The organism is Listeria grandensis (assembly GCF_014322885.1).
Classification (GTDB): domain Bacteria; phylum Bacillota; class Bacilli; order Lactobacillales; family Listeriaceae; genus Listeria_A; species Listeria_A grandensis.
In genome coordinates, this window is sequence record NZ_JAASUG010000005.1 from 216,447 (window position 1) to 240,635 (window position 24,189).

Consider the following 24,189-nt stretch of genomic DNA (forward strand, 5'->3'; position numbering starts at 1 on the left):
CTAGCTTAAAACAGGGAGTCGTTTCATTAATTTTCATCATTTAGTTTACAATAACACTGACTGTTTGTAGGGCAGAGCCAGTCGCGTCATATGCAGTCAGGACAACTGTATCGTTCTTACTTGTGATCAGGTTTTTCGCATAGTACTGGAATTCTTGGCCGATCGGAAGAACTTGGACTGTCGTCTGTTGCACGTTGTTTACTGTTAGACGAATTCGTACCACGTCACCGATGTATTGACCTTTTACGTAGTTGTCAGCGCCGATTTTGAACGGGTTTACTGTGACGCTTCCGCTAAGTGATGCGATGGAGACTACTTTGCTGCTTACTTCTTGACCAGCTGCATTAAAGCCTACTAATTTTACAGTATCAGTTGCTTTTGTGATGTTTGTTTTTGCGTAATATTTGATGATGCCATCAGTTACGCCAACTCGTTGCAGTGTAGCTCCATTGACTTGTAGCTCTATTTTTGTCATATCGCCGGTGTATGTGCCTGTTATATAGTGATCTTGGCCGATAGTAAATGTAGCTAGTGTGTCAATTGTTCCTGGTGGGCTAGTAATCGTCACCGATTTTGTATCAAGTACTTTGCCAGTGCTGTCATATGCTGTAATTATAGCGATATCAGTTGCGCTACGGATGACATTGTTAGCATAATACTTTATGTCTGTAGCGGTAACGCCCACTTTCGTACCTTCCACGCCATTTACTGTCAAACTGATTTTCGCAACCTCACCAGAAAATTGTCCTGTTACGTAGTTTTCTTTGCCAGGCGTGAATGGGTTTAGGGAAGTAATCGATCCTACTGTAGTGTCAGTAGTGACTGAAATCGTTTTTGTGTCTAAGACTTTGCCGGTGTTATCGTAACCAGTAATCTTAACCACGTCCTTTAGGTTAGAAATAATGTTACTTGCGTAATACTTAAAGTCTGGAGTGGTAGCCGGAATTTTCGTACCTTCCACACTATTTACTGTCAAACTGATTTTCGTTATGTCACCAGAAAATTGTCCCGTTACATAGTTTTCTTTTCCTAGCTTGAATGGACTTAGAGAAGTAAACGTTCCTGCTGTAAGTTCTTTCGTGACGATGATATTTTTTGTATCTAAGACTTGGCCATTCGTGTCGTAACCGGTAACCTTAACGACATCTGTTAATTTGAGAATAAGGTTTTTTGCATAGTACTTAAAGTCTGAAGTGGCGACACCAACTTTTGTGCCTTCCACGCCGTTTACTGTCAAACTGATTCTTGCAAGGTCACCAGAAAATTGCCCCGTTACATAGTTGTCTTTGCCAATATAGAAGAGGTTCGGTGTCATTTTGACGGTTGTTGGGATCTGCACGTTTACCTTTGTTTTTTGTAGCTCGTTACCATTTTTGTCATAAGCGATCATGTAGACTTGGTCTGTTGCTGCGCTTATTTTGTCTTTTGCGTAGTATTGGTATGGTGAACTGCTGATGGGAATGATTTGTTGTGGTGCATCGTTGACTTCTAGTCCTATTTTAGCAACATCGCCAGTAAACGTTCCTTTTACGTAGTTGTCCACGCCTAGTGTAAAGGCATTTGTCGTGATGGTTCCGGATGTTTTGTTTTCTAGTAATGTTTTGGCTTTGTTCAATTTAGTTTGTAGCTCTGCTTTTAAAATTGGATCTTTCACAGTATCCACTGCTTTTTGAGCTGCGGCAATTGCTAGTTCGTCTGTTTCTGTCTTGATGGAGCCGGAATCTGGGTTGTTGTTTGTGAATAATTCTGAGACTACTTTCGCTACTGCTGCGTCTTTTTGTGCATCAGCTGCTTCTAGGGCATTATTTGCTGTTGGGCCCCAGTTGTTTGTTGTGAATGCGCGAACGGTAAGTGATGTCGTTTTTGGAAGTACTGTTCCTGCTGTATATTTCGTTGCTTTGCTTGATACGACACCGTCTGCACCCATTGGATCAGTGCCATCTGTTGTGTAGTAAACGTCTGTGTTCGCGTTAGGGTTGTTTAATACGATGCCAGAGCCGCTCGGTATGATACTTACGTTTTGTAGTGTATGTGCCATGCCGTATTTTGTCCACATTTCTAAGTTGTATTTCACGCGGTCAGGGACTTGGGCTTGGACTTTGACTTGTGTTGTTAACCAATCTTTGTAAATGGTAGTTCTAGCACCCATAAATGCTGCGTCAAGTTTGTAGGCTGCGTCGATTTCTTTTTGGTTATCCAGAATCAGTTGTCTCACGTTTGCAACAGATAGTGGAGCGTCTGCTGCACCTGCGAAGTCACCGCTTGCTGGGCCGATTTGCTTGAGGACTTGGTCTTTTACGAGCGTTTTGAACTCTAGGTTTCCGGCTGTTGGTACCGTAGTACTATTACCTGAAAAACTACCAAATAGAGAACCAGCGCCAAGTTTTGAGTTAGTGTCAAAAGCGGACCATTTGTAGCGATACGTTCCGCCACCACCTACTAGGGCAGAAGAGGTTGTGCCAGTGCCGCCGTTATTGTAGAAAGCACCGTCTGTATCATTGATGTTGAATTTCATCTTGATGCCGTTACCGTTTAAAATATCATTGGAAACGACTGCGTCTACTTCTTGTTCGGTATCAATAAACATGAAGAGGATTTGTGTTTTGATTAAATCTTCTACATCGACATAATTTTTGAATTCTTGGAAGTTTTTCGCTGTTGCAACGGCTTTTACTTTTGTCAAAATGTTCGCGTCGCCGTCACCAGCTTCTACGTTACCTGGAATGAAATAGCCATCTTGGAAGCGAATTTTCGTGTAGTCGTCATCGCTGCCACCAAAGTATTCTTCAAACATATTTTGTCCGAAATCTTCACGCATTGTTTTTACGCCCATGTATTTGCCGTTGTAGTAGTACTGCACATATTTTGTATGCAGTGCGAGTTTGTTCATTTGTCGTGCTAATTCGTTTGTTACTGTTTCATCGTAGCGATTATAGCCTAAGTTGTAGATGTCATTTTGTGGACCGTCTTGTCCTTCTTTTAGTTCTAGTTTGCTGAATTTACCTACGACTGGGAAAGCTTCGCCTGGTGTTGCGTCAAAGAAGTTGTATTTTGCTTTTTTCGCGTTGTAATCACGGTGGAATTTAACCGCTACACCGGAATTGTATTGAGCAGCACTTACTTGGCCGAATTTTTCAGCACCGGAGTAGTTGAAGTAGTTGGTTCCGCCGCCGCCCATGTGTGAATCTAAATACTCGAATGTTCCAGGGCTGTAAGAGGTAGCGACTAGGTCTGTTGCCGCACCTGTGACAGAAACGATTGGGAAGTCATCGATGGCTTGCGCGTATTCATCGCTTGTAATGTTGTTTTTGAACTGCCATAGATAGCCGGATGTGACTTCGTTTTTGTAGTTGTCGCGCAGAACGTACGTGTTGGAAAGGACGCCTGTGTTACCAGTTGCATCGTAGCCGTAGACTTTAACAACCGTTGTTTTGCTGATCTTGATTGGGCCAGTATAAACGGTGCCTTTTGTTGCGCTCGGTTCGCTGCCATCTAGGGTGTATTTCAGCGTGATGCCGGCTTTAGAAGTCATCGTTAGGTCAAAACCAGTGTCGTAAATGCCGCGATCTTTGCTGAACTGTACCGTGTAGTTTGTTTGACCGCTGTTGTTTGATGTGCCAAACGTTTCGGAGCTGAATAATGTTAATGTTTTGCTTGCGTCTGTTTGGCGTCCGAATGTTTGATTGTACGCTTGTTTTGTATATTTGATAGAGTCTACCGTTTTAAATTCAGAACCGACCTTTGCGGATAAAATAACGTCGCCGCTACCGCTGATTTCGAAGCTCAAGTGGTTGTTGCCAAGTTCCGGAGCTTTATCAGAATACAAAATGCGGTACCCTTTAGCTGGGATGATGAATTTGGAAAACTCGAATTTGTCTAGTGTCTTAGATTTATCAGTGATATACATACCTTTATCTAAAACAACTGGTACATCATTGTCATTGTAAAGCTCGATCCATGCATCTTTAGAACTCGCTGTTCCTTCTGATGATAATTCGTTGATGTAGACGTTTTTGATTTTGTCTGGTGTTGCTTGCGCGTCTGTGATACTTGGGCCTTTGCCGTTGTTCTTGTATTTGATGATAAGTCTTGCTGCTTGTGCGTTTCCGCCTTGGTACACACTACCGATGAAGTTGTCGCCGTCTATGCGGAATGCCATTGATTGGCCATTTTTCCAGCCTGCCATGCGATTTTCATTGATGAGGTCTTTCAAATTGGCTGTGCGAACGGCTTGGTTTAATGTTTTGAGAGCTGGTTGCGTGTATTTCACTGCCAAATTGCTGTAGGCGCGTGATGTGATATTTCCAGCAGTGGCTGCGTAGATTTCTGGATTTCCGCCAAGTTCTGTGCGGATTTCCATGTTGGAACTTACGTTAGCTGCATTAACTGCACTCGTTGTGAATTCCAGGTAAGCATCTTCAATTTCTGCGCCTTCTGGGATTGCAACATTTGTGAATCGTAATGCGGATATGTCTTTGTAAGCAGGTATAAGAGTTGCTAAATAATAGCCGCCAATCCTTAAATTCGCGTTTAGATTCATTGTTTTTGCTGTGCCATATTCTTCGGCATCATCGGTAGAATTTGCTACTTGTCCGCTGAAATCTCCTGATTCAGAGTAGTATTCTAACACTAGTTTTGGAGCTGCAGCAGCGCTTGTTTCATAAGATTTTGCTACGTAAGCACCTGTTTTGTTACCGTCGATTTTGAAAACGAGGTCTTTAAGGTCTGGTGTTGTTGCGCGCATTTCTTCAACGACGGATGTTAAATCTTCAGTGTTTAGGAGATCATTTATCGCGGCTTTCGCTGGGGTTGTCGTATTCACGGCGCTTTTTGTTAGTACGCGACTGTCAAATGAAGCGACAGTTGCCGCAAAAGCATCACCATTTCCAACTTGTCCAGAGATTGTTAAATTTGTTGCAGAACTTGTTGCGGCATTTGCTGTGAAAACAAGATAAGCTTTACTGATCACGGCATCTGCAGGGATATTAACGTCTGCAAAACGCACAAAAGTAGATTGGGGAACATTGCTAAGTTGTCCTTGTAATTCAAGCGTTTTACTCGTTAAGTCCGCTTTTGCTGCTGTTACTTTTGCGTCGTCATTTCCAGTTTTTACGCTATATTCTTTTTTAGCTAGCGGGATATTGTCTGCATCTTCGCGAATGGCATAGAAAGATGATGTGACATCGCTGTGTTGTTTTGCATTGTATGCGTATGTTTTTACAGTGGTGTTTTTGCTAATCTTGATCGGTGTTGTGTAAGTTGTTCCGTTTGTTTCGCTTGGAACGGAGCCATCTAGTGTGTATTTGATCGTGTTGACAGAATCTGATTTTAATTCCAAGTTGAATGCTTCTTTATAGATGCCAGCGGATTTGCTTGGTGTAACGGCTACGATTGGTTTTGCATCATTATTTGAGCTAGCATACGTGCCGATTTCGTAGGAGACAAAGTTGTTTTCTGCATCGTTATAACGGCCTAATGTCTCGTTGAATGCCATTTTCTTTACATCGACTGTATCGATTTTGTGGAAAGTGCTGTCGTATTTAGTCGAAAGATAAAGTGTTGTATCGCGATCGCCTAGTGTGAAGTTCGCAGATGCATTATTTTGCGTTCCGTCTGCTTTTACCACGCGGTAGCCTTTTGCAGGGATGTACAGATTTTTCAGTTCTGATTTTCCGAGTGCATTCGCGTCATCCGATAGGAAAACGTCTTTTTCGAAAAAGACAGGTACATCGTTATTATTGAAAATTTCAATCCAGCCATCTTTTTGTGTGTCGGTTCCCATACTTGATACTTCATTGATGAAAATGTTCTTTAGTTTAGCTGGGTCTTTTACAACATCGTCACCGGTAGCGTCATTTTCGCTATATTTATACTTGATTACGAGTTTTGGTTGTAAAGCTGCGCCTGATCCGCCTTGGTAAACACTGCCGATGTAGTTATCGCCATCTGCTTTGAATGCCATTGCGTCGCCATTTTGCCAGCCCATTAAACGGGTTTCGTCAATAATGCTTTTTAGGTTTGGGGTTCTGATCACTTGTTTAGTGGTTGTGAAAGAGGGTTGTTGGTAGTTCACAGTCGAAGCCGTATAGTTACGTGCGCTGATGTTTCCTGATCCACTTGCGTATGTCGCGGGGTTGCCTAATTCGGATGAGATCGATAGGTTCGCAACACGATTTGTTACGACTGCTTTTGCTGTGAATTCTAGATATGCATCTTCAATTTTTGCGTTTTCGGGGAGATCTACATTTCCAAAGCGGAAAGCTGAGAGGTCTTTGTTTGCGGGAGTAAGCGTGGTACTTGTATAGCCGCCGATCGTCATCTCTGTGTTTAGGTCGATGGTTTTATTCGTGCTGTATTCTTCGGCATCATCAGCGGTATTGCTAATGTTTGCTTCATATTCGCCTGATGGTGAGGTGTACTCCACAATTAGTTTTGGAGCCATGGGAGCACTTGAATCGAATGAACGCGTAACGAATGATCCTAGTCCGCTACCGGTAACTTTGAAAACATAATCCTTGATGTCTGACGTGTTTGCGCGCATTTCTTTTACAATAGAAGAAAGGTCGTCTGTGTCGAACACGGTATTTACGGCTGCAACCGGTGTTTTCATTGTCATGGCTGTTTGTGTAAATGTCCGATTTGTGAAGGAAGCAACGGTGCTTGCAAATGCTGCTTGTGTTCCGAGTTCACCGGTTACGTTAATCGTTGTCGATTGGGCAGCTGATGAAGCGTCGCGTGCTGTGAAGGAGATATAGGCCTTCGTGATTTTTGCATCTGCGGGCAAGGTCATATCGGTAAATCGTAAATATGTTGCTTGTGTTGCTCCAGCTAAGCCGTGTAGATCAAGGCCTGTGCTGGTTAGGTTTACGGCTGTGTTTGAAACCTCGGCATCATCTGCACTCGTTTTTATGGAAACTTCTTTCTTCTGAGCAAATGTTTGCTCACTGTCTATTGTTTCTGTTTTCGTTGCCATTACGGCATCGGCATAGGCCGCGATATCTCCGAGTGTACTTGGTACCATTAGAGATAAAATCATTGCTGCTGATAAAATTTTTAAACCAAACTTATTTCTTTTCTTCATGTTTAATTTCATAACTACTTATGCATAATTCTTATATGGTGAGTAGTCATATCCTCCTTTTCCGGTGTGAACTGTTTTACTTTTTAATTGCAAATGTGTCTTCCTGTTTTTTACATATATTTTCGGCTTTTTTTACATTTTGTCCTGTTTTTTTATTTGCTTGAAGGATTCTTCTATGGAGTAGCCTAGCTATAGGCACGCCATATCAAGTCTTTTTATCACCTCGCTATTGTTTATTATAAATGGGATCGTATCTTTAATGATCCCTTATCCTTACATTAATCTTAACAGCATTTCGGAGTTCGCGTCACTAGATTTTGGGTAATATTTTTTAAGGGAAATCAGTTATTCACAGAAAAGACATTTGTTATCAAAATTTAAGATAGCGCTTTATTTATTCATATATATGTATTTTTATGCATTTTTTTGAACGCAAAAAAGCAATGACTCCATATTTGGAATCACCGCTTGTTCTCGAACCTCGCATTTACAATTTCATCCAACGCTGCAAAATCACGTTTTGTCGGGGGCATATGCCAAACGAGTACTTCAATATCAGTTATATTTGGTATCGAGGAATCGCTTATAATGAGGTCGTGTTGTGCCCAATGCTCGCTAGGATTAAGCTCATCAGAAAAAAGGATAGCATCTTCGGAATAATAGCGCCTGATTTGTATTTTTAAGTATTCTTCCCAGATAAATCCTTGTTTTGAGATAATCTTGATGTGGAGAGCACTTGTGTAGGCCTCTGTTGATAAGCCAACAGAAAATAGGTTATGAACATAAGTCGCAATAACTTCGCGATTACTTCTCACAAATTGGTAGTCGGGCAGTCCCTCGTACCTTTTTAAAACGGCCAAAATTTCTTGTCGATCGACTGTATCTGGTGCGAACTTGTTAGAAAAGTAGTCGACATCTAAAATAAGATTGGCTTTCTCGATAAACAGGAAACGCGCTAAATAATCGAGAAGCGTGACTTTTAACGCCAATGTATCGGTTATGCGATCCTCCACAATAGCTAGCAGATCTTCTGTTAATGTTAGGCGGATGCGTTGAAATTTCCCATTATAAAGAACACGCATATTCATTCGCTCACGATTGACGTACGTAAATGATCCTAAAAAACTCATGAAGATGATCATATAATATTCTAAAGGAGGGAGCGGGGCACCCAGTGCTGTTTCCAGATCACTGAGATCAATGTCCATCCCTTTGTGATACGCAACGAGATCATGCCAGAATTGAATATCCTCATCACTAGCTTGAAGAGGATGCCCATTCTTCAATCGTATTAATGACACGGCAATCGCAGTGGCGTAGTCAACACGGGCACTTAGCGAAAAGTAGACATTCATATGTTGTTCGAATTTTTTAATAAATTCATTGATATTTTTTTCGAAATCCGAATCCTGAATGACCCAGCCAGTATAAGGGTAGCTTTTGCTAAATAGATGGTAGAAGAAGAAGCGGACATTGACCTCGTTTCCTTGAATTTCCAGTGGTGCGTTGTTAAGCACGAGTCTGCTACGAGCTAAGAAATTATCGACTTCTGCGAGCTTTACATAAAAAGTAGATCGGCTCACAAAATTGGTTTCCGCCCATTCGGAGATGGTCAAGTTTTCTTCGATAAACGCGGACATTGCAAGCTGAAAAAGGTGGCTGGCTGAAATCATGTACGCCGTTAAATAGTCGAAGTTGATTTTGGGAGTAGTGTGTAGTGAGAGCTTTTTATCGGCTTCGCGTATCTGAGCAATATCTTCTGGAAACATGGCATTTAGCACTTCGATGTCTGCGTTTAATGTATTGACGGAGCATTCCACAGTATTGGCGGCTTCTTTTTTTATAATCGCTTCGTCTGCAAAAAATAATAGATTCAGTAGCTTCAAACGGCGATATTCCGACGCAGGAATGATATTTTTCATGTGTAAAAACCTCCCTTTTATTTCTTATACTACTATCCTAATGAACTTTTCATGTGTGGTCAAATGTGAGTAGTGGATATGGTGGAAAAGCTTTATTAGGAGAGGCGGGGGAGGCTTTATCTACTATTGAAATTCCCGCACCTCTATTTCTTAGTGTATAAATTCAGCCAAAATACTCGTCACCACAACAGATAAAATGGTCACTGTTGAAAAGCCCGCAATAATCATTTTCGGTAGAATATTAGCCTCAATTGCCGCGATTTCTTCTTTGTTTTCACCAACACTTTTCGCGGCCTCTTGACTCAAAATCATTGTTCCGGGGAACCCATAGAGAGGTGTGAGGCCTATCGCAATGGACATCGGGATACTGTAACCAAGAATTTTACCCACAATTGCTGAAAAAGCAACACTGCCGGGAACGCCAATAGCAAATGCGATACAAAGTGGTCCAATAAGGGCAAGTAGGTCATCGACAGAAGATGTGGCAAGAGGGCCGAAAATGATGAGAAGAATACCTATCATCATCAGTCCGTAGGCATCAATGCCGCTCAGAACATGTGGTTTAAGTACGCCGAGTGCGCGAAGTAAAATACCGAATAATAACGCGATAACAAACGTGTTAAGGATACCATTTGTAATGTTATCAATATAAGTAGAAAGCACAACAACCGCTCCAACCACAAATAACGTACCTGCCGTTGTTTGGAAGGCTTTTGGTAAGATTGTTTTCGGTTCTTTCTCCTTATGCTCTACTGGTTTTTCTACTTTTAACGTACCTGCGCGATATTCTCCTTTTAAACGATTCGCTTCTTTGCGCAAAATAAGTGATGTAAGGGGGTAACCAATCAAGCCTTGAAAAGCTGAAATCAGTACAGCGAAAACGGCAACCAGCACCAAACCTGATGCCAGCGCAGCTTCTTGGATAATGATAACAGCAATGGTAGTACCGCTGATCGCACCAATTGCCGCGATGACGAAGTTTTGATCTAAGAAGAAAGAACCTATAGCAAAAAGAAAAGTGGCAATACCAAGTATCGCAGCAACTCCGGTTAGAACGGTTTTCCATTGTTTTTTTAACTCGTCGATACTAATCATCGTTCCAATATGGACAATGATTAAGCCAATGACTGCCTGGCCAAGCGTTAGCAAGGATGAGCTAGTCAGTAAATCTTCTGGAAATATATTTGATTTAAATCCTACTATAAAAATAATTGCTGCGACAAGTAATGATGAAATCACCGACTTTGTTTTTTTAGCTACAAAATCACTGATTGTCCAAATAAGCATGATAATCGTAAAAGCTGTAACGGGATTCATATAAACCTCCACTCCTTCGTGTTAAAGCATTGTCATTTAAGGTTTGATAAACTAATCTATAACAATTTGTTCTAACTTTGTACAATGTTAAGGCATGATAGCTACTCCTTTGAAGAATATTTAGACATTTTATACTAAGCGATACCACATAGAGGAGAAAATAAACCTTTTTTCTTGATTTGCTTACAAAAGGGGTATTTTGGTGTGGTTGTGCAGTTTTTGCTTCATAATAAAAAATACCTCTCAAAAAGGAGTGTTACTCAACATTCTGATGAGGCTGCAATACGCGAGTTCGGCGGCTTTTCAAAGTGAGTTACTTATTATAGAAGAAAGTTGATACAAGGAAGACATTTCGGTGTAGAAAGCGAATAGCAGACACAGCACATAGTTGCGAACCCAAACTAGCTATGATATAATTATACCTCGTGAGTAATTAAAAATTATTCCTTGCCCGTTTCTAGTCTCAAAGCCGCAAAACGCGATGTAAAGACTAGAGGAACTGTTAATATAATAAGAGATGAAGCTTAAAAAAGATGGAACGCTAACCTGTTTTTGTGAAGGTAAGGTGTAGGATTTTATATCGCTTATGAACTGTTTTAGGGCCGCTAAGACCACAAGGAGGTGTAAAGAGATGGCAAGAACGTATGAAATTATGTACATTATCCGTCCAAACATTGAAGATGAGGCGAAGAAAGCTTTAGTAGAGCGCTTCGACGGCATTTTAACTGACAATGGTGCGGAGATCATCGAATCGAAGGATTGGGGTAAACGTCGTTTGGCTTATGAAATCGAAGACCATAAAGACGGTTTGTACCAAATCACTCGTATTTCTGCTACTACTGCGGATTCTATCAATGAATTCGACCGTTTAGCAAAAATTTCTGATGATATTATTCGTCACATGGTTGTTAAAGAAGAAGCTTAATATTTCCCGAGGATTGCTCGGATTTTTATGAAAAAAAGAGAGGAGGTTGGTTCTACTTATGATGAACCGTGTTGTATTAGTTGGTCGTCTGACAAAAGATCCTGAATTGCGTTATACTCCTGCTGGTGTTGCTGTTGCGACGTTTACACTTGCTGTAAACCGTAACTTTACAAACCAAGCTGGAGAGCGTGAAGCAGATTTCATCAATTGTGTGGTTTGGAGAAAACCAGCCGAAAACGTTGCGAACTTCCTTAAAAAGGGGAGCTTAGCAGGTGTTGACGGTAAGGTTCAGACGCGTAATTATGAAGGTCAAGATGGCAAGCGTGTCTATGTAACAGAAATTCTTGCTGAAAGTGTGCAATTCCTAGAGCCCCGCAGTGCAAACGGCGGCGGAAATAGTGGTGGCGGCTACAGCAGTAACAGTAATGATGGCGGTGGACAGCAGCAGTCGTATGGCAATAGCAATATTGGCGGCGGCTTTAACCAACAGAATGATAATAGCTACGGACAACAGAATCAACAACAACCTCAATCTCAGAGTTACCAAGCCACGCGTAACGCAGATCCATTTGCTAGTGATGGTAAGCCAATCGACATTTCAGATGACGATTTACCGTTCTAATAAGGCGAGAAGCGTACGTATGATTGGATTTTAATTTGATAGGAGGAAACTATAATGGCTGGAGGACGCAGAGGCGGACGCCGTCGGAAAAAGGTTTGTTACTTTACTTCGAACGGAATTACGCATATCGACTATAAAGATACTGAGTTACTGAAAAAATTCGTTTCCGAACGTGGAAAAATTCTTCCTCGTCGTGTAACTGGAACGAGCGCTAAATACCAACGTAAATTAACGATTGCTATTAAACGCTCACGCCAAGTAGCATTATTACCATTTGTTGCTGAAGAGAAATAAAACTTGAACCTCCCGATTTTGGGAGGTTTTTTGGTTGTTGTTGGGGCTGTTCGAACAAAGTGAGTTACAGCCCCAATATAAGGGCGAGCGTAGCGAGCAGTTAATCCTTAAAAGGCTGTTCGAACAAAGTGAGTTACACTCCAATATAAGTGAGCGGTTAATCCATCTAGGCTGTTATCGTCAAAGGGGAACCGTAGCCCACAAACCCTACAACCAACAATGCAGAATAAGATTGTATTTTTTTCACATTTATTGTTTAAAGCATTGACGCATATTCGCATTAAAGGTATGATGTACATAGACATTTTATAACAAAAAAACAATAAGGAGCTATAATAAAATTATGTTTTGGAAATCATTATTGAGAAAAAAACCGTTAGAAGCACTTATTCATAATAAAAGTAATAGTATTCATTTAAAGCAAACACTTGGCGCGATGGATCTGATTTTCCTTGGTGTCGGAGCGATTGTGGGAACAGGGATTTTTATTTTACCAGGAACAATTGCGGCGCTTTATTCGGGTCCGGCGATTGTGTTGTCATTTGTAATCGCGGCGGTAGTTTGCGCGCTTGCGGCACTTTGCTATTCGGAGTTTGCTTCGTCGGTACCTGTGGCGGGTAGTGCATATACTTACGGCTACGTGATTTTTGGGGAGTTCATTGCTTGGTTACTCGGCTGGGCGCTTTTGCTTGAGTACGGGCTTGCGGTTGCTTCTGTTGCGAGTGGCTGGTCGTCGTATTTCAAAACGCTATTGTCAGGATTTCATATCAACATTCCCGATGCTATTTCCGGTGCATTTAATCCGGAGGCTGGGACGTATGTTAACATTCCTGCCATCGCGATTGTGGCGATCATTGCCTACTTGTTAACGCGCGGAATCCGTGAATCGACGCGGGTGAATGCCTTTATGGTTATTTTGAAAATTAGCGTGATTTTGCTGTTTATCTTGGTGGGGGTTTTCTACGTGAAGCCTGATAACTGGGAGCCATTCATGCCATTTGGATTTAGCGGTGTGTTGAACGGGGCAGCGTTGGTATTCTTCGCCTATCTTGGATTTGACGCGGTATCGTCGGCGGCGGAAGAAGTGAAAAACCCGCAGAAAAATATGCCGATTGGGATTATTGGTTCGCTGCTCGTTTGTACGGTTCTATACATTGCGGTGTCGATTGTTTTGACAGGAATCGTTTCGTATCAAGACTTGAACGTTGCTGATCCGGTTGCTTTTGCGCTTCAAGTGATCAATCAAAACTGGATTGCAGGAATCGTGTCACTCGGTGCAGTGGTCGGGATGATTACGGTCATTCTAGTTATGTTGTATGGCGGAACGCGCTTGATTTATGCGATGGGACGCGACGGTTTACTACCAAAAAGCATGGCAAAAATCGATGAAAAAACGAATACGCCGATCAAAAGTACATGGACGTATGCGATTGTTATCATGTTCTTCGCGGGAGTTGTGCCACTAAATCGGTTGGCGGAACTCGTGAACATGGGGACGTTGTTTGCTTTCATGATGGTGTCAATTGGAATCATTTTCTTGCGTCGGAATAAATCGATTGCGAGCGGTGGGTTTAAAACACCATTGTACCCAGTGCTACCAATTGTTTCATTCTTGATGTGTTTGTTCTTAATTACGAGATTGTCTGTGGAAACATGGATTGCTTGTGGAATTTGGTTCTTGCTAGGCTTGATTTTGTATTTTGCATTCGGGCGTAGGAATAGTACGCTGAATAAATAAGTTGACGACGCATTTGAAAGCAATTTAAATGGTGCTATAACGAGTGCGGAATATAAGTGTCATGTGAACACCCAAATACCCTAGCTGCTCCAGTAGCTAGGGTATTTTTAATGGGGTTAGAAAACGCGTCTACTTTTTATCGCTACGATCTTCTAACATGTGCTTGAAGTCGCTGTTTGTAGTCTTTTTCGTCCTTTGGTACAATAAGTATAATAAATAACGTGATATCAAAGGAGTGTGACGGCGGATGGCGGATTTAGTTTTTGATAGCGGTAGGGTTGTGAATGATTTATTGGTGAACTTTCAGCGGGTGAAAAATTCGGGCGTGATGGGGATTGATAAACGGATTAGATTCCTTGTGGCGCAGCTTTTTACGAGTGAGCAGGAAGTGGTCGATGGTCTGGCTTTTAAGGAGACTACGATACTTTTTAAAAAGCAACTTGGATTTTTTAATGCGTTGGATGGGAATACGCGGGCGTCGTTGGCGGGGCTGCTACTTGTGAATGGGCAAAATGATGATGAGACGGTGGCGCGTGTGATTGATAATTATGAGCTGCTTGTGGAAAGTGGGTTCAAGCGGACGAACTTTACGTATTTCGGCGCGTATTTGCTTTTGAAAGCGGATAAACCGCGGAATGTGGCGGATCGTGCACGCGATATTTACATGGCTTTGCGCAAGCAGCATCCGTTTTTGACGGGAGCTGAGGACGTGACATCGGCGGTTTTGATGGCGCAACTGGAGACGTCGCTTTCGGTAGAGCAGTTGACGGAGATTAATGAGTATTACTTTACTGAATTTAATCGTGCGGGATTCAGAAGAAATGACAGTTTGCAGTTTTTGGCGGCGACTTCTACGTTGATTTATATGGAACGTGACGCGAATTATGTGAAAAAAGTGGTGCATTTGGCGGAGGAACTTGAGCGCGCGGATGTGAAAATTAGACCCATTCATTATGTGACGCTTGGGATTTTGGCGTACGTGCGGGAGAGTACAGATCTTGATGCGGTGTTTTTTGATTTGTTAGAAGCAATGCGTGAGGATAGCGGATTGCGGTGGAATCGGGAGTTTTATACGGCGATGGCGCTTAGTTTGTACACCGAGGATCAGGCGCGGAATATGACGAAGGAGCAGGTCGAGAGTTTGATGGTGTCGGTGCACGTGTTGATTGCAATCGAGCGTGCGGCAGCGGCGAGTGCAGCAGCAGCGGCGAGTGCTGCGGCTGCGAGTAGTGGCGGAGGCTCTTGATTGACTTCGCCTAGTGAGCGTGTGAAAATAGAAGCGTAAGTGTTTATCAAATAAGACAAAGAGGTGTTTCCATTGAACAAAATTAATCTTGGTAACAGTGGCTTGCTCGTTCCTGAAATCGCGCTTGGTTGTATGCGTATGGCCGATTTATCTAAGGATGATGCAGCGAACATGATCAACACAGCGATGGATGCGGGGATTAATTTCTTCGATCACGCGGATATTTATGGTGGTGGAAAATCAGAAGAAGTTTTCGCGGATGCAGTTGGAATGAATCCTGCAGTACGTGAAAAAATGATTTTACAGTCGAAATGTGGTATTCGTCCAGGCATGTTCGACTTTTCGAAAGAGCATATTTTAGAGTCGGTGGATGGTATTTTAAAACGTTTGCAGACGGACTACATCGATATTTTACTGCTCCATCGTCCTGATACGTTGGTGGAACCGGAAGAGGTAGCAGAAGCGTTTACGATACTTAAGAAGAATGGGAAAGTGCGGGAGTTTGGTGTGAGTAACCAGAATCCGATGCAAATCGAGCTTTTGAGTAAATATGTCGAGCAAAAATTGGTCGCGAATCAGTTACAGCTCAGCATTACCAACACTGGCATGATGGATGCGGGGCTTAATGTGAACATGAAAATTGACCGCTCGATTGACCGTGATGGTAGTATTTTAGACTATTGTCGTCTGAAAGATATCACGATTCAAGCGTGGTCGCCGTTCCAATTCGGCTTTTTCGAAGGTGTTTTCCTCGATAATCCGAAATTCCCAGAGTTAAACAAAGTCATCGACCGCATTGCCGCTGAAAAAGGTGTGAAGAATACAGCAATCGCGACGGCGTGGATTCTACGTCATCCGGCGAAGATTCAAACGGTGGTCGGAACGATGAATCCTGAACGTTTGCAAGCGATTAGCGCGGCGTCCAATATTACGTTAACACGACAAGAATGGTACGAAATCTATCTGGCAGCGGGTAATGAGCTGCCTTAATGGCATAAGAAAAAGCGACACATGTGTTTTCGTCCTATTTCCAGGACTAAAAGCATGTGTGGCTTTTTTTAGTGAAATAAAGGTTTGGCAACATGCCTATTAAACCGATGTATCACAAATCAATCTTCACCGGTAAAACAGCCTTGAACAACGTATCCATTTGCGCCCAATCTGCAGGCTCAGTCATCTGCTGTGACCAATACATAATCGCACCCAAGTTCGCGGCGTAAATATAGGTCAACAAATCAGGAGGAATATCACTGGCGACTGTCAATTTATCGATATTTGCCTCAATATCTTTCTGAAACTCCGTCAAGAAAAAAGAAGCCATCGTCTTGAAAAACGTATCATCATTCTTCTGCTTCTCAAGCGCCAACTGCATATCCATATAAACGGTATCAAACCCAGACTGGAAAGGATGATTAATTCGATCCTTAATATCCAGCGCAAAATAATCCTGAAACTGCTCATGCAAAACGTACATCAATAAATCATATTTATCATAGAAATGTTTATAAAAAGTTGTCCGGTGAACAAGTGCTTCCTTGCAAATATCATTGACTGTAATGCTTGATAATTCTTCCTTTTCAAGCATTTTCAATAAAGTCTCATAGAGCGCTTTTTTTGTTTTTTGCACCCTTAAATCTGAATTTTTCATCTACACATCTCCTAAAGTGTTGCTTAACTATACAAAATAAACAATCTGGTTCTTACATTTCATCTCGAAATCATGTAATATACACTGTATGTCTATAAATATATAATAGCGTGAATCGAAGGAGGAAACAACCAATTGGCAAATTTACTTTACAAACTAGGACAAACTTTCGCGAAACACAAATGGAAAACGATTATTTCCTGGTTTGTTGTTTTAGGAATTATCGTGGCCGTACTAGGCGTCAAAGGTATTAATTTTACTGATGATATCAAAATGAGTGGTCTAAAATCACTCGATACTTCGAATAAAATCGAGGAAGAATTTAAGCAAGACAGTCAAAAAGGTAGCATCCGAGTCGTTTTCAAAAGCGATCAAGAAAAAGGTATTGTGACACCAGAATCACAAGCCGCCATCACGAAAGTTTTAGCAGAAATCAAGAAAAGTGACGATAAAATAGAAAGCATCGCGAATCCATACGAAGCAAAAACAATCAGTCCAGACATGACGACAGCTTTTGCGGATATTAGCTATAGCGTCAATGCGATGGCAGTTGGTGAGAAATCGGTCGACAAAGTCAAAGACGCACTAAAAGGCATGGACGACAAACACATTGAAACCGAGTTAACAGGTAATGTCATGATTACACCAATGGACATTGGCGGCTCATCCGAAGCCATCGGTATCGTCGTGGCACTCGTGATTCTAATCATCGCGTTTGGTTCCGTTATCGCAGCAGGACTGCCAATCATCACAGCAATCCTGAGTCTTGGAACAAGTGTCGGTATCATTGCGATCATTTCAAGTTTCTTCGAGATGCCAAATGTCACGCTCACGCTGGCAGTCATGATTGGCCTCGCCGTTGCAATCGATTACGCGTTATTTATCCTATTTAAATACCGCCAAATCATTCGCACGGAGAAAAATCATCTAAAAGCAGTCGGACTTGCGACAGGGACAGCAGGTAGCGCCGTTATTTTTGCCGGAATTACCGTTATTATCGCCGTTTGTGGTTTATCGCTTGTTGGCATCGAATTCCTGACTATGATGGGGCTTGCCTCCGCACTCAGCGTTCTTTTCGCCGTACTTTCCGCGCTAATCCTAATCCCAGCGTTCATCGGCATTTTCCATAATAAAATCAAGCCACAAAAAGAGAAAGCTGGTAAAAAAGGCGACAACATTTGGACGAAATTCGTTGTTGGGAAGCCGCTTATCGCGTTCTTAGCCGCAGTTATCGTTCTTGGCGGACTGAGCATCCCGTTTGGCTCAATGGAACTCGGAATCCCGGATAACGGCTCGAAACCGAAAGATTCCACTGAGAAAAAAGCATACGATATCCTATCTGACAAGTTCGGCGAAGGATTCAACGGCCCGCTAGTCATTTTGGCAGATACAACCGACAAAGGCAGTGCCGCGAATCTAACCGAAGTTACAAAACATATCTCAGGCATGAAAAACGTGGCAATCGTCACGCCGCCAATGCCAAATGAAAACGGCGACTACGCACTGATTACCGTCATTCCAAAAACAGGACCGACGAGTAGCAAAACAACGCAACTCGTTCATGACTTGCGCAGCTACGCCAAAACAGCGGATAGCAAATACAATATCAATATGGAAGTAACCGGACAAAGCGCGATCAACATTGACATGTCGCAAAAGCTCAACGACGCGATTCCAGTTTTCGCAGGCGTTATCGTTGTGTTGGCATTCATCTTGCTCACCGTCGTGTTCCGTTCACTACTAATTCCATTAACAGCCGTACTTGGCTTCGTGCTTTCGTTAACAGCGACACTAGGTTTCACCACAATGGTCGTGCAGGACGGCGTATTTAGCGAACTATTCGGCATCAGCACCACCGGTCCAGTTCTCGCCTTTCTACCAGTCATTACGATCGGTATCCTGTTCGGACTCGCGATGGATTACGAGGTATTCCTCATGTCCCGCGTCCACGAAGAGTATACCCTGACAAAAGACAATACGCACTCCATCAAAACAGGCTTAAAAGAAAGCGGACCCGTCATCATTGCAGCAGCACTGATCATGTTCTCCGTTTTCATCAGCTTCGTTTTTGCACCAGACCCGATGATCAAATCAATCGGTATCGCACTAGGCTTCGGCGTCTTATTCGATGCATTCATCGTCCGCCTAACCATCATCCCGGCCCTAACAAAACTATTTGGAAAAAGCTCATGGTACATGCCGAAATGGCTCGATAAAGTGTTGCCATCGCTTGATATCGAAGGGCATCACTTGAAAGATAAAAAGTAGTAGTAAAAATAAGCACTTTGATTAGATGCTAAAAACTCTCTTAATAAAGTAGGCAATGGAAAACCTCCAGAACTACTTTATTAGGGAGTTTTATTTTTTGTTTAACAGATTATCTGCCATCCAAGTACCTAATAGTAGAACCGATATTTTAGGTCACCCCACAAGAAATCGCTTTCTTTTTGAACATAAAAAGAGTTACATGCATTTTCTTAAAAGATCATATAGAAACTAAGTTGATATCACCCTGACTGACACTTTTCAGATATTAGACAACCTAACCTAAGAAAAAATGAACCTCACTAAAAATGAAAAAACAACAATGAAAGCGTTTTTAAAAAATGGTTTGTCATTCCAAATTTGAAAGTTATAAGAACAATTGAACAAAGTAGCTGCAAATGCTTCTTTTTTTGTTACACTGAGTGTGAGTTAGAAATACAAAATTTTCTAGTTCGACAAAAAAAGAAAGGAGAGATGAAGATGAAGGCTGTTGGATTGAAAGAATATTTACCGATAGGCGATAGGAATAGCTTTATAGATATTGCCATTGAAAAACCAGCAAAATTAGGTGAACGGGACATACTTGTAGAAGTAAAGGCGATTTCAGTGAATCCAGTAGATACAAAAGTAAGGAGCCCGAAACAAAAAATAGAAGAAGATTATAGAATTTTGGGTTGGGATGCTTCAGGAATTGTCACTAAATTAGGTAGCAATTGTACTCTATTTGAAGTCGGAGACGAAGTGTATTATGCGGGAGCTTTTGACAGAAGTGGTACGAATGCCAATTATCATGTTGTAGATGAAAGAATTGTTGGCTTCAAGCCGAGAAATTTAGATTTTGAAAATGCAGCGGCCTTACCGTTAACAGTTTTAACAGCGTGGGAAGCATTATATGATCGTTTAAACATCCGTGCTAAAAAAGATGATGGCAAAACGATTTTAATTATCAACGGTGCAGGTGGAGTTGGCTCGATTGCGATTCAATTGGCAAAATGGATTGGTTTGAGAGTCATAGCGACGGCATCAAGAGATGAAAGCGCTGAATGGGTCACATCACTCGGAGCTGACTATGTGATCAATCATCATGCGTCCTTAAGTCGTGAATTGAGTGAAATAGACGTCAATGGTGTGGACTTTATTTTATGTTTACACGATACAGAGATGCACTGGGATGAGATGTGTGAGGTGATTAAACCAGAAGGGCGAATATCGTCTATTGTTGGGACTAACAGACCAGTAGATTTAGGGTTGCTGATGGATAAGAGTGTATCGTTCCATTGGGAATTTATGTTTACGCGTGCTAGGTATGAAACGGTGGATATGATCCGACAGCATGAAATTCTTAACAGAGTGGGGGAAATGTTTGAGCAGAACCAATTGAAGCCGACGCTAACAGAGAAGTTTTCGCCAATTAATGCTGAAAATCTAAGAAAAGCTCACGCTGCTATTGAATCCGGCAAAACGATTGGAAAAATTGTTTTATCGGACTTTTGAATAATCGTACACAAACGGGAGGGTTATTTATGATAGTTAAGGAGTCGGGGAGTAAAGAACAAGTGAGAGAAAACCTCAAAGATGGCGAAGGGAAAGTGAAGTTTTTTAATTTTTTGCATCCTGAAGATATGACTAATTGCAGATTGATGAGCAAGATGGTACTGCAACCAAAAACAAGCATTGGAGAGCATACTCATATAGATGAAACGGAGTACTATTATATATTAAGCGGTACCGGAATGGTGATTGATAACGGCGAAAAAAGGCGGGTATCAACGGGAGACCTAGTCGTTACAAAAAATGGAGAGGCGCACAGCGTTGTGAACGATGGAACGGAGCCATTAGAGATATTTGCAATGATTGTGACAAATTAAAAATAGATTTGGAGATGAATCTAGAATGAAGGAAAAAGAGAAAATGTTGTCGGGAAATTTTTATGAACACAGAGATAAAGAATTAACAAATGAAAGAAATCTTGCGGCAGAAGCGACCTATTATTACAATACAACAAAAGAGAGTGAAGCGGCTGCTCGTCGATCTATACTTGAAGCGCTACTTGGAAAAGTTGGCGACAATGTAACGGTGAAAACGCCTTTTAAATTAGACTATGGATATAACATCGAGCTGGGTGATAATACTTTTTTGAATTACGGTGTCACGATACTGGATTGCAATAAAGTGACAATAGGAAAAAATGTACTCATTGCCCCAAATGTACAAATATACACAGCAAAGCATCCATTGGATCCTGACATGAGGTTGATGGATAAAGAATCTGCGCTACCGATAGTTATCGAGGACAATGTGTGGATTGGGGGCGGAGCGATCATATTAGCTGGTGTCACAATCGGAAAAAATTCCGTTATAGGTGCTGGGAGTGTCGTTACAAAAAGTATTCCGCCTAACGCCATAGCTGTAGGAAATCCATGCCGCGTTGTAAAAGAGCTAGTAGTGGATGGTATATGAAAAATATTATTGGGCTAAGCCATATAAACATTGTGGTGGAGAATATAGAACGAGGAATTGAGTTTTATGAAGTGCTTTTAGGAGCGGTAGTGTATCAAAAGTTTCCTACATTTAAAAATGAGGGATTTGCTAAGGCAGCGGGCTTTCTAGAGATGGCTAGTGACATATCGGTATCGATAGCATTTTTGAAAGTTCCATCCACACCGTTAATATTAGAATTAATGGAATATCATACGCCTAAAACGACGCTCATTGATCCTGAAACGATAAGACAAAAAGATGTGACTATCGTGGAAGGAGTAAAGCACATTGCTTTATCTGTTAGAAATATCGAAACAGAGTTTAGTCGAGTGAAAAAGATAGACGGTGTTACTTTAATAAATGAATCTTTAGGCTATGAACCATGCAAGATTGATGATATAACAATAAATGATTTTGAAATACCTGGGAGAAATGTTGTGGGGAATGCGAAAGAAGAAGTGCAAAAAATTATAAATAACACATGGTACTTTTATTTCCTTGATAAATACGGGGTGCAATGGGAATTCGAACAAGGACATGTAGATTTAATAAATTAGGGGGAATACGATGGTTAAATTATTAATGCTAGATTTGGACGACACGCTGTTGAATGACGACCTCGAGCTATCATCTATTAATAAGGCGACACTGATCAAAGCACAGAAACAAGGGATCAAAGTAGCGCTATCTTCAGGGAGGCCTACTTTTGCGATGGAGCAGTTAGAAGAGGAATTAGAGCTAGGGAAATATGGGGGGTATCTAATTTCATTTAATGGTGCTGCTATTTATGATTGCAAGAATAAAAGAACGATCTTTCGTGTATCTTTACCAAAAGGAGCGCTGGGGAAACTTTATAATATTAGCCAGAGGTATAATGTGTATATGCAAACTTATATAGAGAATGCGATTGTAGCGACAGAGTATAATAAATACACAGATATTGAGGGCGATATAACAGGAATGGAGATTGTGGTTCCTATAGTTTATGATGATATTTTAGAAGAGGAAGTTACTAAAGTTATTTTATTGGAAAATCCGACTATGTTAAAGCATTTAGAGTCTAAATTAGCACCGTTTTCAGAAGGGTATTTGAGCATGACGATATCAAAACCATTTTTCTTGGAGTTTATGAATGAGGGTGTTGATAAAGGTTTGGCATTATATAAGCTGTGTGAACACTTGGGAATTCTGACATCTGAAGTCATCGCTTTTGGAGATAGCTATAATGACCTTCCGATGTTAAATAAGGAAGCTGTATCTGTCGCAATGGGGAATTCCGTAGATGAGGTGAAGTCTGTATGTGATTATATTACAGATACAAACAACAATCACGGTGTTTCGAAATTTATTGAAGATCGAGTATTTGCTCTAGGGGCTAGTTTTACAGCAATGGAAAATGGATGAAATATGGAAAGTCTGGATATAAAATAATACGTTAAAAAAGGGATGGAAAATCTGAATTTAGACTTTCCATCCCTTCTTTTCTGTTCATTTGAAATGTTGTTCATATAATAAGCCGTTTTCCAGTTGTTCTTCGGTAACGTTATTTTCCCATTTCTTCACGTCTTCTCGGTATTCTGCGGCAGAATAACGGTTCATTTCATCGATAATGGACATATCAGATGCCGCGATATCAAAATCAAGCTGATAATTTTCTTTGACACGCTTTGGATTGCTTGATTTAGGAATGATGTGATAGTGATGCTGTAGCGCCCATTTATTGAGCAGTTGGCCAATACCGACGTCATATTTTTTACATAAAGTGTCCAGTTTCGCTTTTTCTGCATCGGTTAAAGCTGAATCTGGATAAAAAGGATTTGGTGTGAAGTAGGGCTTCAGAATCGAATAGCCGGTTAGGAGAATGCCTTCGGATAGACAGAATGCTTCGAGCTCGGCAGAACGTGTTGTCGGTGAACATACAATCTGGTTACAGTACGGTTTTACCCCAGTCGCTTCTACAAGATCTTGAATCCCTGCAATTGAAAAATTAGATACGCCGACATGGCGGATAATTCCTTCTTTTTGCAGTTCTAGTAAAGCTTGATAAGCTGATAAATTCAATGTTTTGTTCAATTCGGCATGAAGTAATACCAAATCTAGATAGTCTGTACCCAAGCGTTGTAAAGATTGGTGAACCGAGGTTTGTGTGTGTTTCTTGTAGTTCATGGGCGCGATTTTAGTCGTTAAAAATAGCTCAGAACGGTCTATTGCTAAGTCTTTTAAAATAACACCAATATCATATTCATTATTATAGACTTGTGCGGTATCGATATGTTGGTAGCCAGTTTCCCGAGCAGTCTGGATAGCATGTTTCAGCTCGTCAAAATCAGTTAATAGCCAAGTTCCTAAACCTACGTTTGGTAAATTTTCAACAGTCATATGAATCAGCCCACTTTACTTTTATTTAGCACCTTATTATCCTAAAAAATGCTAGTTAGTGCCTAGGGTTATTCTAGTATACCGCCAAAAAATTGTCAATTTTGGTTGCGTACGGTGTTTGTTTGGAAGTTGGGATATGCCGATGCTGGAAAATATGGGACATTTTGTTTTGAACAAGAATAAACAATGTTACATTTTTGCTTCATAGTAACATTCAAAACCTGATTTATGGTATGATTAGAGTATTCTCATTTTCGGTGAGGAGAAGGTG

Annotated in this window: 17 protein-coding genes; 12 read left to right on the top strand and 5 right to left on the bottom strand. The window is 41.3% G+C overall.

What is annotated here, in order from left to right; all coding sequences use genetic code 11:
* Positions 1 to 40: 40 nt before the first annotated feature.
* The 3 genes from HCJ54_RS08950 to HCJ54_RS08960 form a co-directional block, all read right to left on the bottom strand.
* Positions 41 to 7,081 carry an immunoglobulin-like domain-containing protein gene (locus HCJ54_RS08950; protein ID WP_187137394.1) on the bottom strand — a complete coding sequence of 2,347 codons (7,041 nt, stop codon included), beginning with the start codon at positions 7,079 to 7,081 and terminating at the stop codon, positions 41 to 43.
* Positions 7,082 to 7,542: 461 nt separating this feature from the next.
* The gene (locus tag HCJ54_RS08955; RefSeq protein WP_187137395.1) at positions 7,543 to 9,003 is read right to left on the bottom strand and encodes an AcpB/EbpR/MafR family transcriptional regulator; all 1,461 of its coding nucleotides are present in this window, start codon (positions 9,001 to 9,003) and stop codon (positions 7,543 to 7,545) included.
* A gap of 150 nt (positions 9,004 to 9,153) precedes the next feature.
* On the bottom strand, positions 9,154 to 10,320 hold the full coding sequence (locus tag HCJ54_RS08960) for a hypothetical protein (protein ID WP_187137396.1): 1,167 nt from the start codon (positions 10,318 to 10,320) through the stop codon (positions 9,154 to 9,156).
* A 631-nt stretch (positions 10,321 to 10,951) separates the two neighbouring features.
* On the opposite strand from HCJ54_RS08960, the gene rpsF reads away from it, so the two are divergent.
* The 6 genes from rpsF (at position 10,952) to HCJ54_RS08990 (ending at position 16,135) form a co-directional block, all read left to right on the top strand.
* Complete coding sequence (rpsF, locus tag HCJ54_RS08965) at positions 10,952 to 11,245, top strand: 30S ribosomal protein S6 (protein ID WP_036067999.1); 294 nt, start codon at positions 10,952 to 10,954, stop codon at positions 11,243 to 11,245.
* 58 nt (positions 11,246 to 11,303) lie between these two features.
* The gene (gene ssb, locus HCJ54_RS08970) at positions 11,304 to 11,867 is read left to right on the top strand and encodes a single-stranded DNA-binding protein (protein WP_187137397.1); all 564 of its coding nucleotides are present in this window, start codon (positions 11,304 to 11,306) and stop codon (positions 11,865 to 11,867) included.
* Between the two features lie 54 nt (positions 11,868 to 11,921).
* Complete coding sequence (gene rpsR, locus HCJ54_RS08975) at positions 11,922 to 12,161, top strand: 30S ribosomal protein S18 (RefSeq protein ID WP_036061496.1); 240 nt, start codon at positions 11,922 to 11,924, stop codon at positions 12,159 to 12,161.
* A gap of 343 nt (positions 12,162 to 12,504) precedes the next feature.
* Entirely contained in the window at positions 12,505 to 13,899 is a 1,395-nt protein-coding gene (gene bcaP, locus HCJ54_RS08980; RefSeq protein ID WP_187137398.1) for a branched-chain amino acid transporter BcaP, read from the top strand.
* A 247-nt stretch (positions 13,900 to 14,146) separates the two neighbouring features.
* Positions 14,147 to 15,145 carry a DUF4003 family protein gene (locus tag HCJ54_RS08985; protein WP_187137399.1) on the top strand — a complete coding sequence of 333 codons (999 nt, stop codon included), beginning with the start codon at positions 14,147 to 14,149 and terminating at the stop codon, positions 15,143 to 15,145.
* Positions 15,146 to 15,217: 72 nt separating this feature from the next.
* A complete protein-coding gene (locus HCJ54_RS08990) occupies positions 15,218 to 16,135 on the top strand; it encodes an aldo/keto reductase (RefSeq protein WP_187137400.1) in 918 nt (305 codons plus the stop codon).
* 112 nt (positions 16,136 to 16,247) lie between these two features.
* Here the strand turns inward: HCJ54_RS08990 and HCJ54_RS08995 are convergent, their stop codons facing one another.
* A complete protein-coding gene (locus HCJ54_RS08995) occupies positions 16,248 to 16,793 on the bottom strand; it encodes a TetR/AcrR family transcriptional regulator (RefSeq protein ID WP_187137401.1) in 546 nt (181 codons plus the stop codon).
* Between the two features lie 135 nt (positions 16,794 to 16,928).
* Between HCJ54_RS08995 and HCJ54_RS09000 the strand changes: the two genes are divergently transcribed.
* The 6 genes from HCJ54_RS09000 (at position 16,929) to HCJ54_RS09025 (ending at position 22,943) form a co-directional block, all read left to right on the top strand.
* Positions 16,929 to 19,061 carry an MMPL family transporter gene (locus tag HCJ54_RS09000; protein ID WP_187137402.1) on the top strand — a complete coding sequence of 711 codons (2,133 nt, stop codon included), beginning with the start codon at positions 16,929 to 16,931 and terminating at the stop codon, positions 19,059 to 19,061.
* A gap of 477 nt (positions 19,062 to 19,538) precedes the next feature.
* The gene (locus HCJ54_RS09005) at positions 19,539 to 20,552 is read left to right on the top strand and encodes a zinc-binding alcohol dehydrogenase family protein (protein ID WP_187137403.1); all 1,014 of its coding nucleotides are present in this window, start codon (positions 19,539 to 19,541) and stop codon (positions 20,550 to 20,552) included.
* Positions 20,553 to 20,581: 29 nt separating this feature from the next.
* Positions 20,582 to 20,926, top strand: a complete 345-nt coding sequence (locus HCJ54_RS09010) for a cupin domain-containing protein (protein WP_187137404.1) — start codon at positions 20,582 to 20,584, stop codon at positions 20,924 to 20,926.
* A gap of 25 nt (positions 20,927 to 20,951) precedes the next feature.
* Positions 20,952 to 21,518 (top strand): sugar O-acetyltransferase, encoded by a 567-nt coding sequence (locus tag HCJ54_RS09015; RefSeq protein WP_187137405.1) that lies wholly within the window; start codon positions 20,952 to 20,954, stop codon positions 21,516 to 21,518.
* Positions 21,515 to 22,096 carry a VOC family protein gene (locus HCJ54_RS09020; protein WP_187137406.1) on the top strand — a complete coding sequence of 194 codons (582 nt, stop codon included), beginning with the start codon at positions 21,515 to 21,517 and terminating at the stop codon, positions 22,094 to 22,096. Before HCJ54_RS09015 ends, HCJ54_RS09020 begins: the two co-directional genes overlap by 4 nt.
* A gap of 10 nt (positions 22,097 to 22,106) precedes the next feature.
* Positions 22,107 to 22,943, top strand: coding sequence for a Cof-type HAD-IIB family hydrolase (locus tag HCJ54_RS09025; RefSeq protein WP_187137407.1), 837 nt, complete (start codon positions 22,107 to 22,109; stop codon positions 22,941 to 22,943).
* Positions 22,944 to 23,027: 84 nt separating this feature from the next.
* On the opposite strand, the gene HCJ54_RS09030 is transcribed toward HCJ54_RS09025, so the two are convergent.
* Positions 23,028 to 23,918: an aldo/keto reductase family protein gene (locus HCJ54_RS09030; RefSeq protein WP_187137408.1), complete on the bottom strand. Its 891-nt coding sequence runs from the start codon at positions 23,916 to 23,918 to the stop codon at positions 23,028 to 23,030.
* Positions 23,919 to 24,189: the final 271 nt, after the last annotated feature.

Coding starts and splice junctions, on each gene's coding strand:
- HCJ54_RS08995 (WP_187137401.1), bottom strand. CDS start 16,793: ATGAAAAATTCAGATTTAAGGGTGCAAAAAACAAAAAAAGCGCTCTAT.
- HCJ54_RS08985 (WP_187137399.1), top strand. CDS start 14,147: ATGGCGGATTTAGTTTTTGATAGCGGTAGGGTTGTGAATGATTTATTG.
- HCJ54_RS09030 (WP_187137408.1), bottom strand. CDS start 23,918: ATGACTGTTGAAAATTTACCAAACGTAGGTTTAGGAACTTGGCTATTA.
- HCJ54_RS09005 (WP_187137403.1), top strand. CDS start 19,539: ATGAAGGCTGTTGGATTGAAAGAATATTTACCGATAGGCGATAGGAAT.
- HCJ54_RS09020 (WP_187137406.1), top strand. CDS start 21,515: ATGAAAAATATTATTGGGCTAAGCCATATAAACATTGTGGTGGAGAAT.
- HCJ54_RS09025 (WP_187137407.1), top strand. CDS start 22,107: ATGGTTAAATTATTAATGCTAGATTTGGACGACACGCTGTTGAATGAC.
- rpsF (WP_036067999.1), top strand. CDS start 10,952: ATGGCAAGAACGTATGAAATTATGTACATTATCCGTCCAAACATTGAA.
- HCJ54_RS08960 (WP_187137396.1), bottom strand. CDS start 10,320: ATGAATCCCGTTACAGCTTTTACGATTATCATGCTTATTTGGACAATC.
- HCJ54_RS09015 (WP_187137405.1), top strand. CDS start 20,952: ATGAAGGAAAAAGAGAAAATGTTGTCGGGAAATTTTTATGAACACAGA.
- HCJ54_RS09010 (WP_187137404.1), top strand. CDS start 20,582: ATGATAGTTAAGGAGTCGGGGAGTAAAGAACAAGTGAGAGAAAACCTC.
- HCJ54_RS08955 (WP_187137395.1), bottom strand. CDS start 9,003: ATGAAAAATATCATTCCTGCGTCGGAATATCGCCGTTTGAAGCTACTG.
- HCJ54_RS08950 (WP_187137394.1), bottom strand. CDS start 7,081: ATGAAGAAAAGAAATAAGTTTGGTTTAAAAATTTTATCAGCAGCAATG.
- bcaP (WP_187137398.1), top strand. CDS start 12,505: ATGTTTTGGAAATCATTATTGAGAAAAAAACCGTTAGAAGCACTTATT.
- rpsR (WP_036061496.1), top strand. CDS start 11,922: ATGGCTGGAGGACGCAGAGGCGGACGCCGTCGGAAAAAGGTTTGTTAC.
- ssb (WP_187137397.1), top strand. CDS start 11,304: ATGATGAACCGTGTTGTATTAGTTGGTCGTCTGACAAAAGATCCTGAA.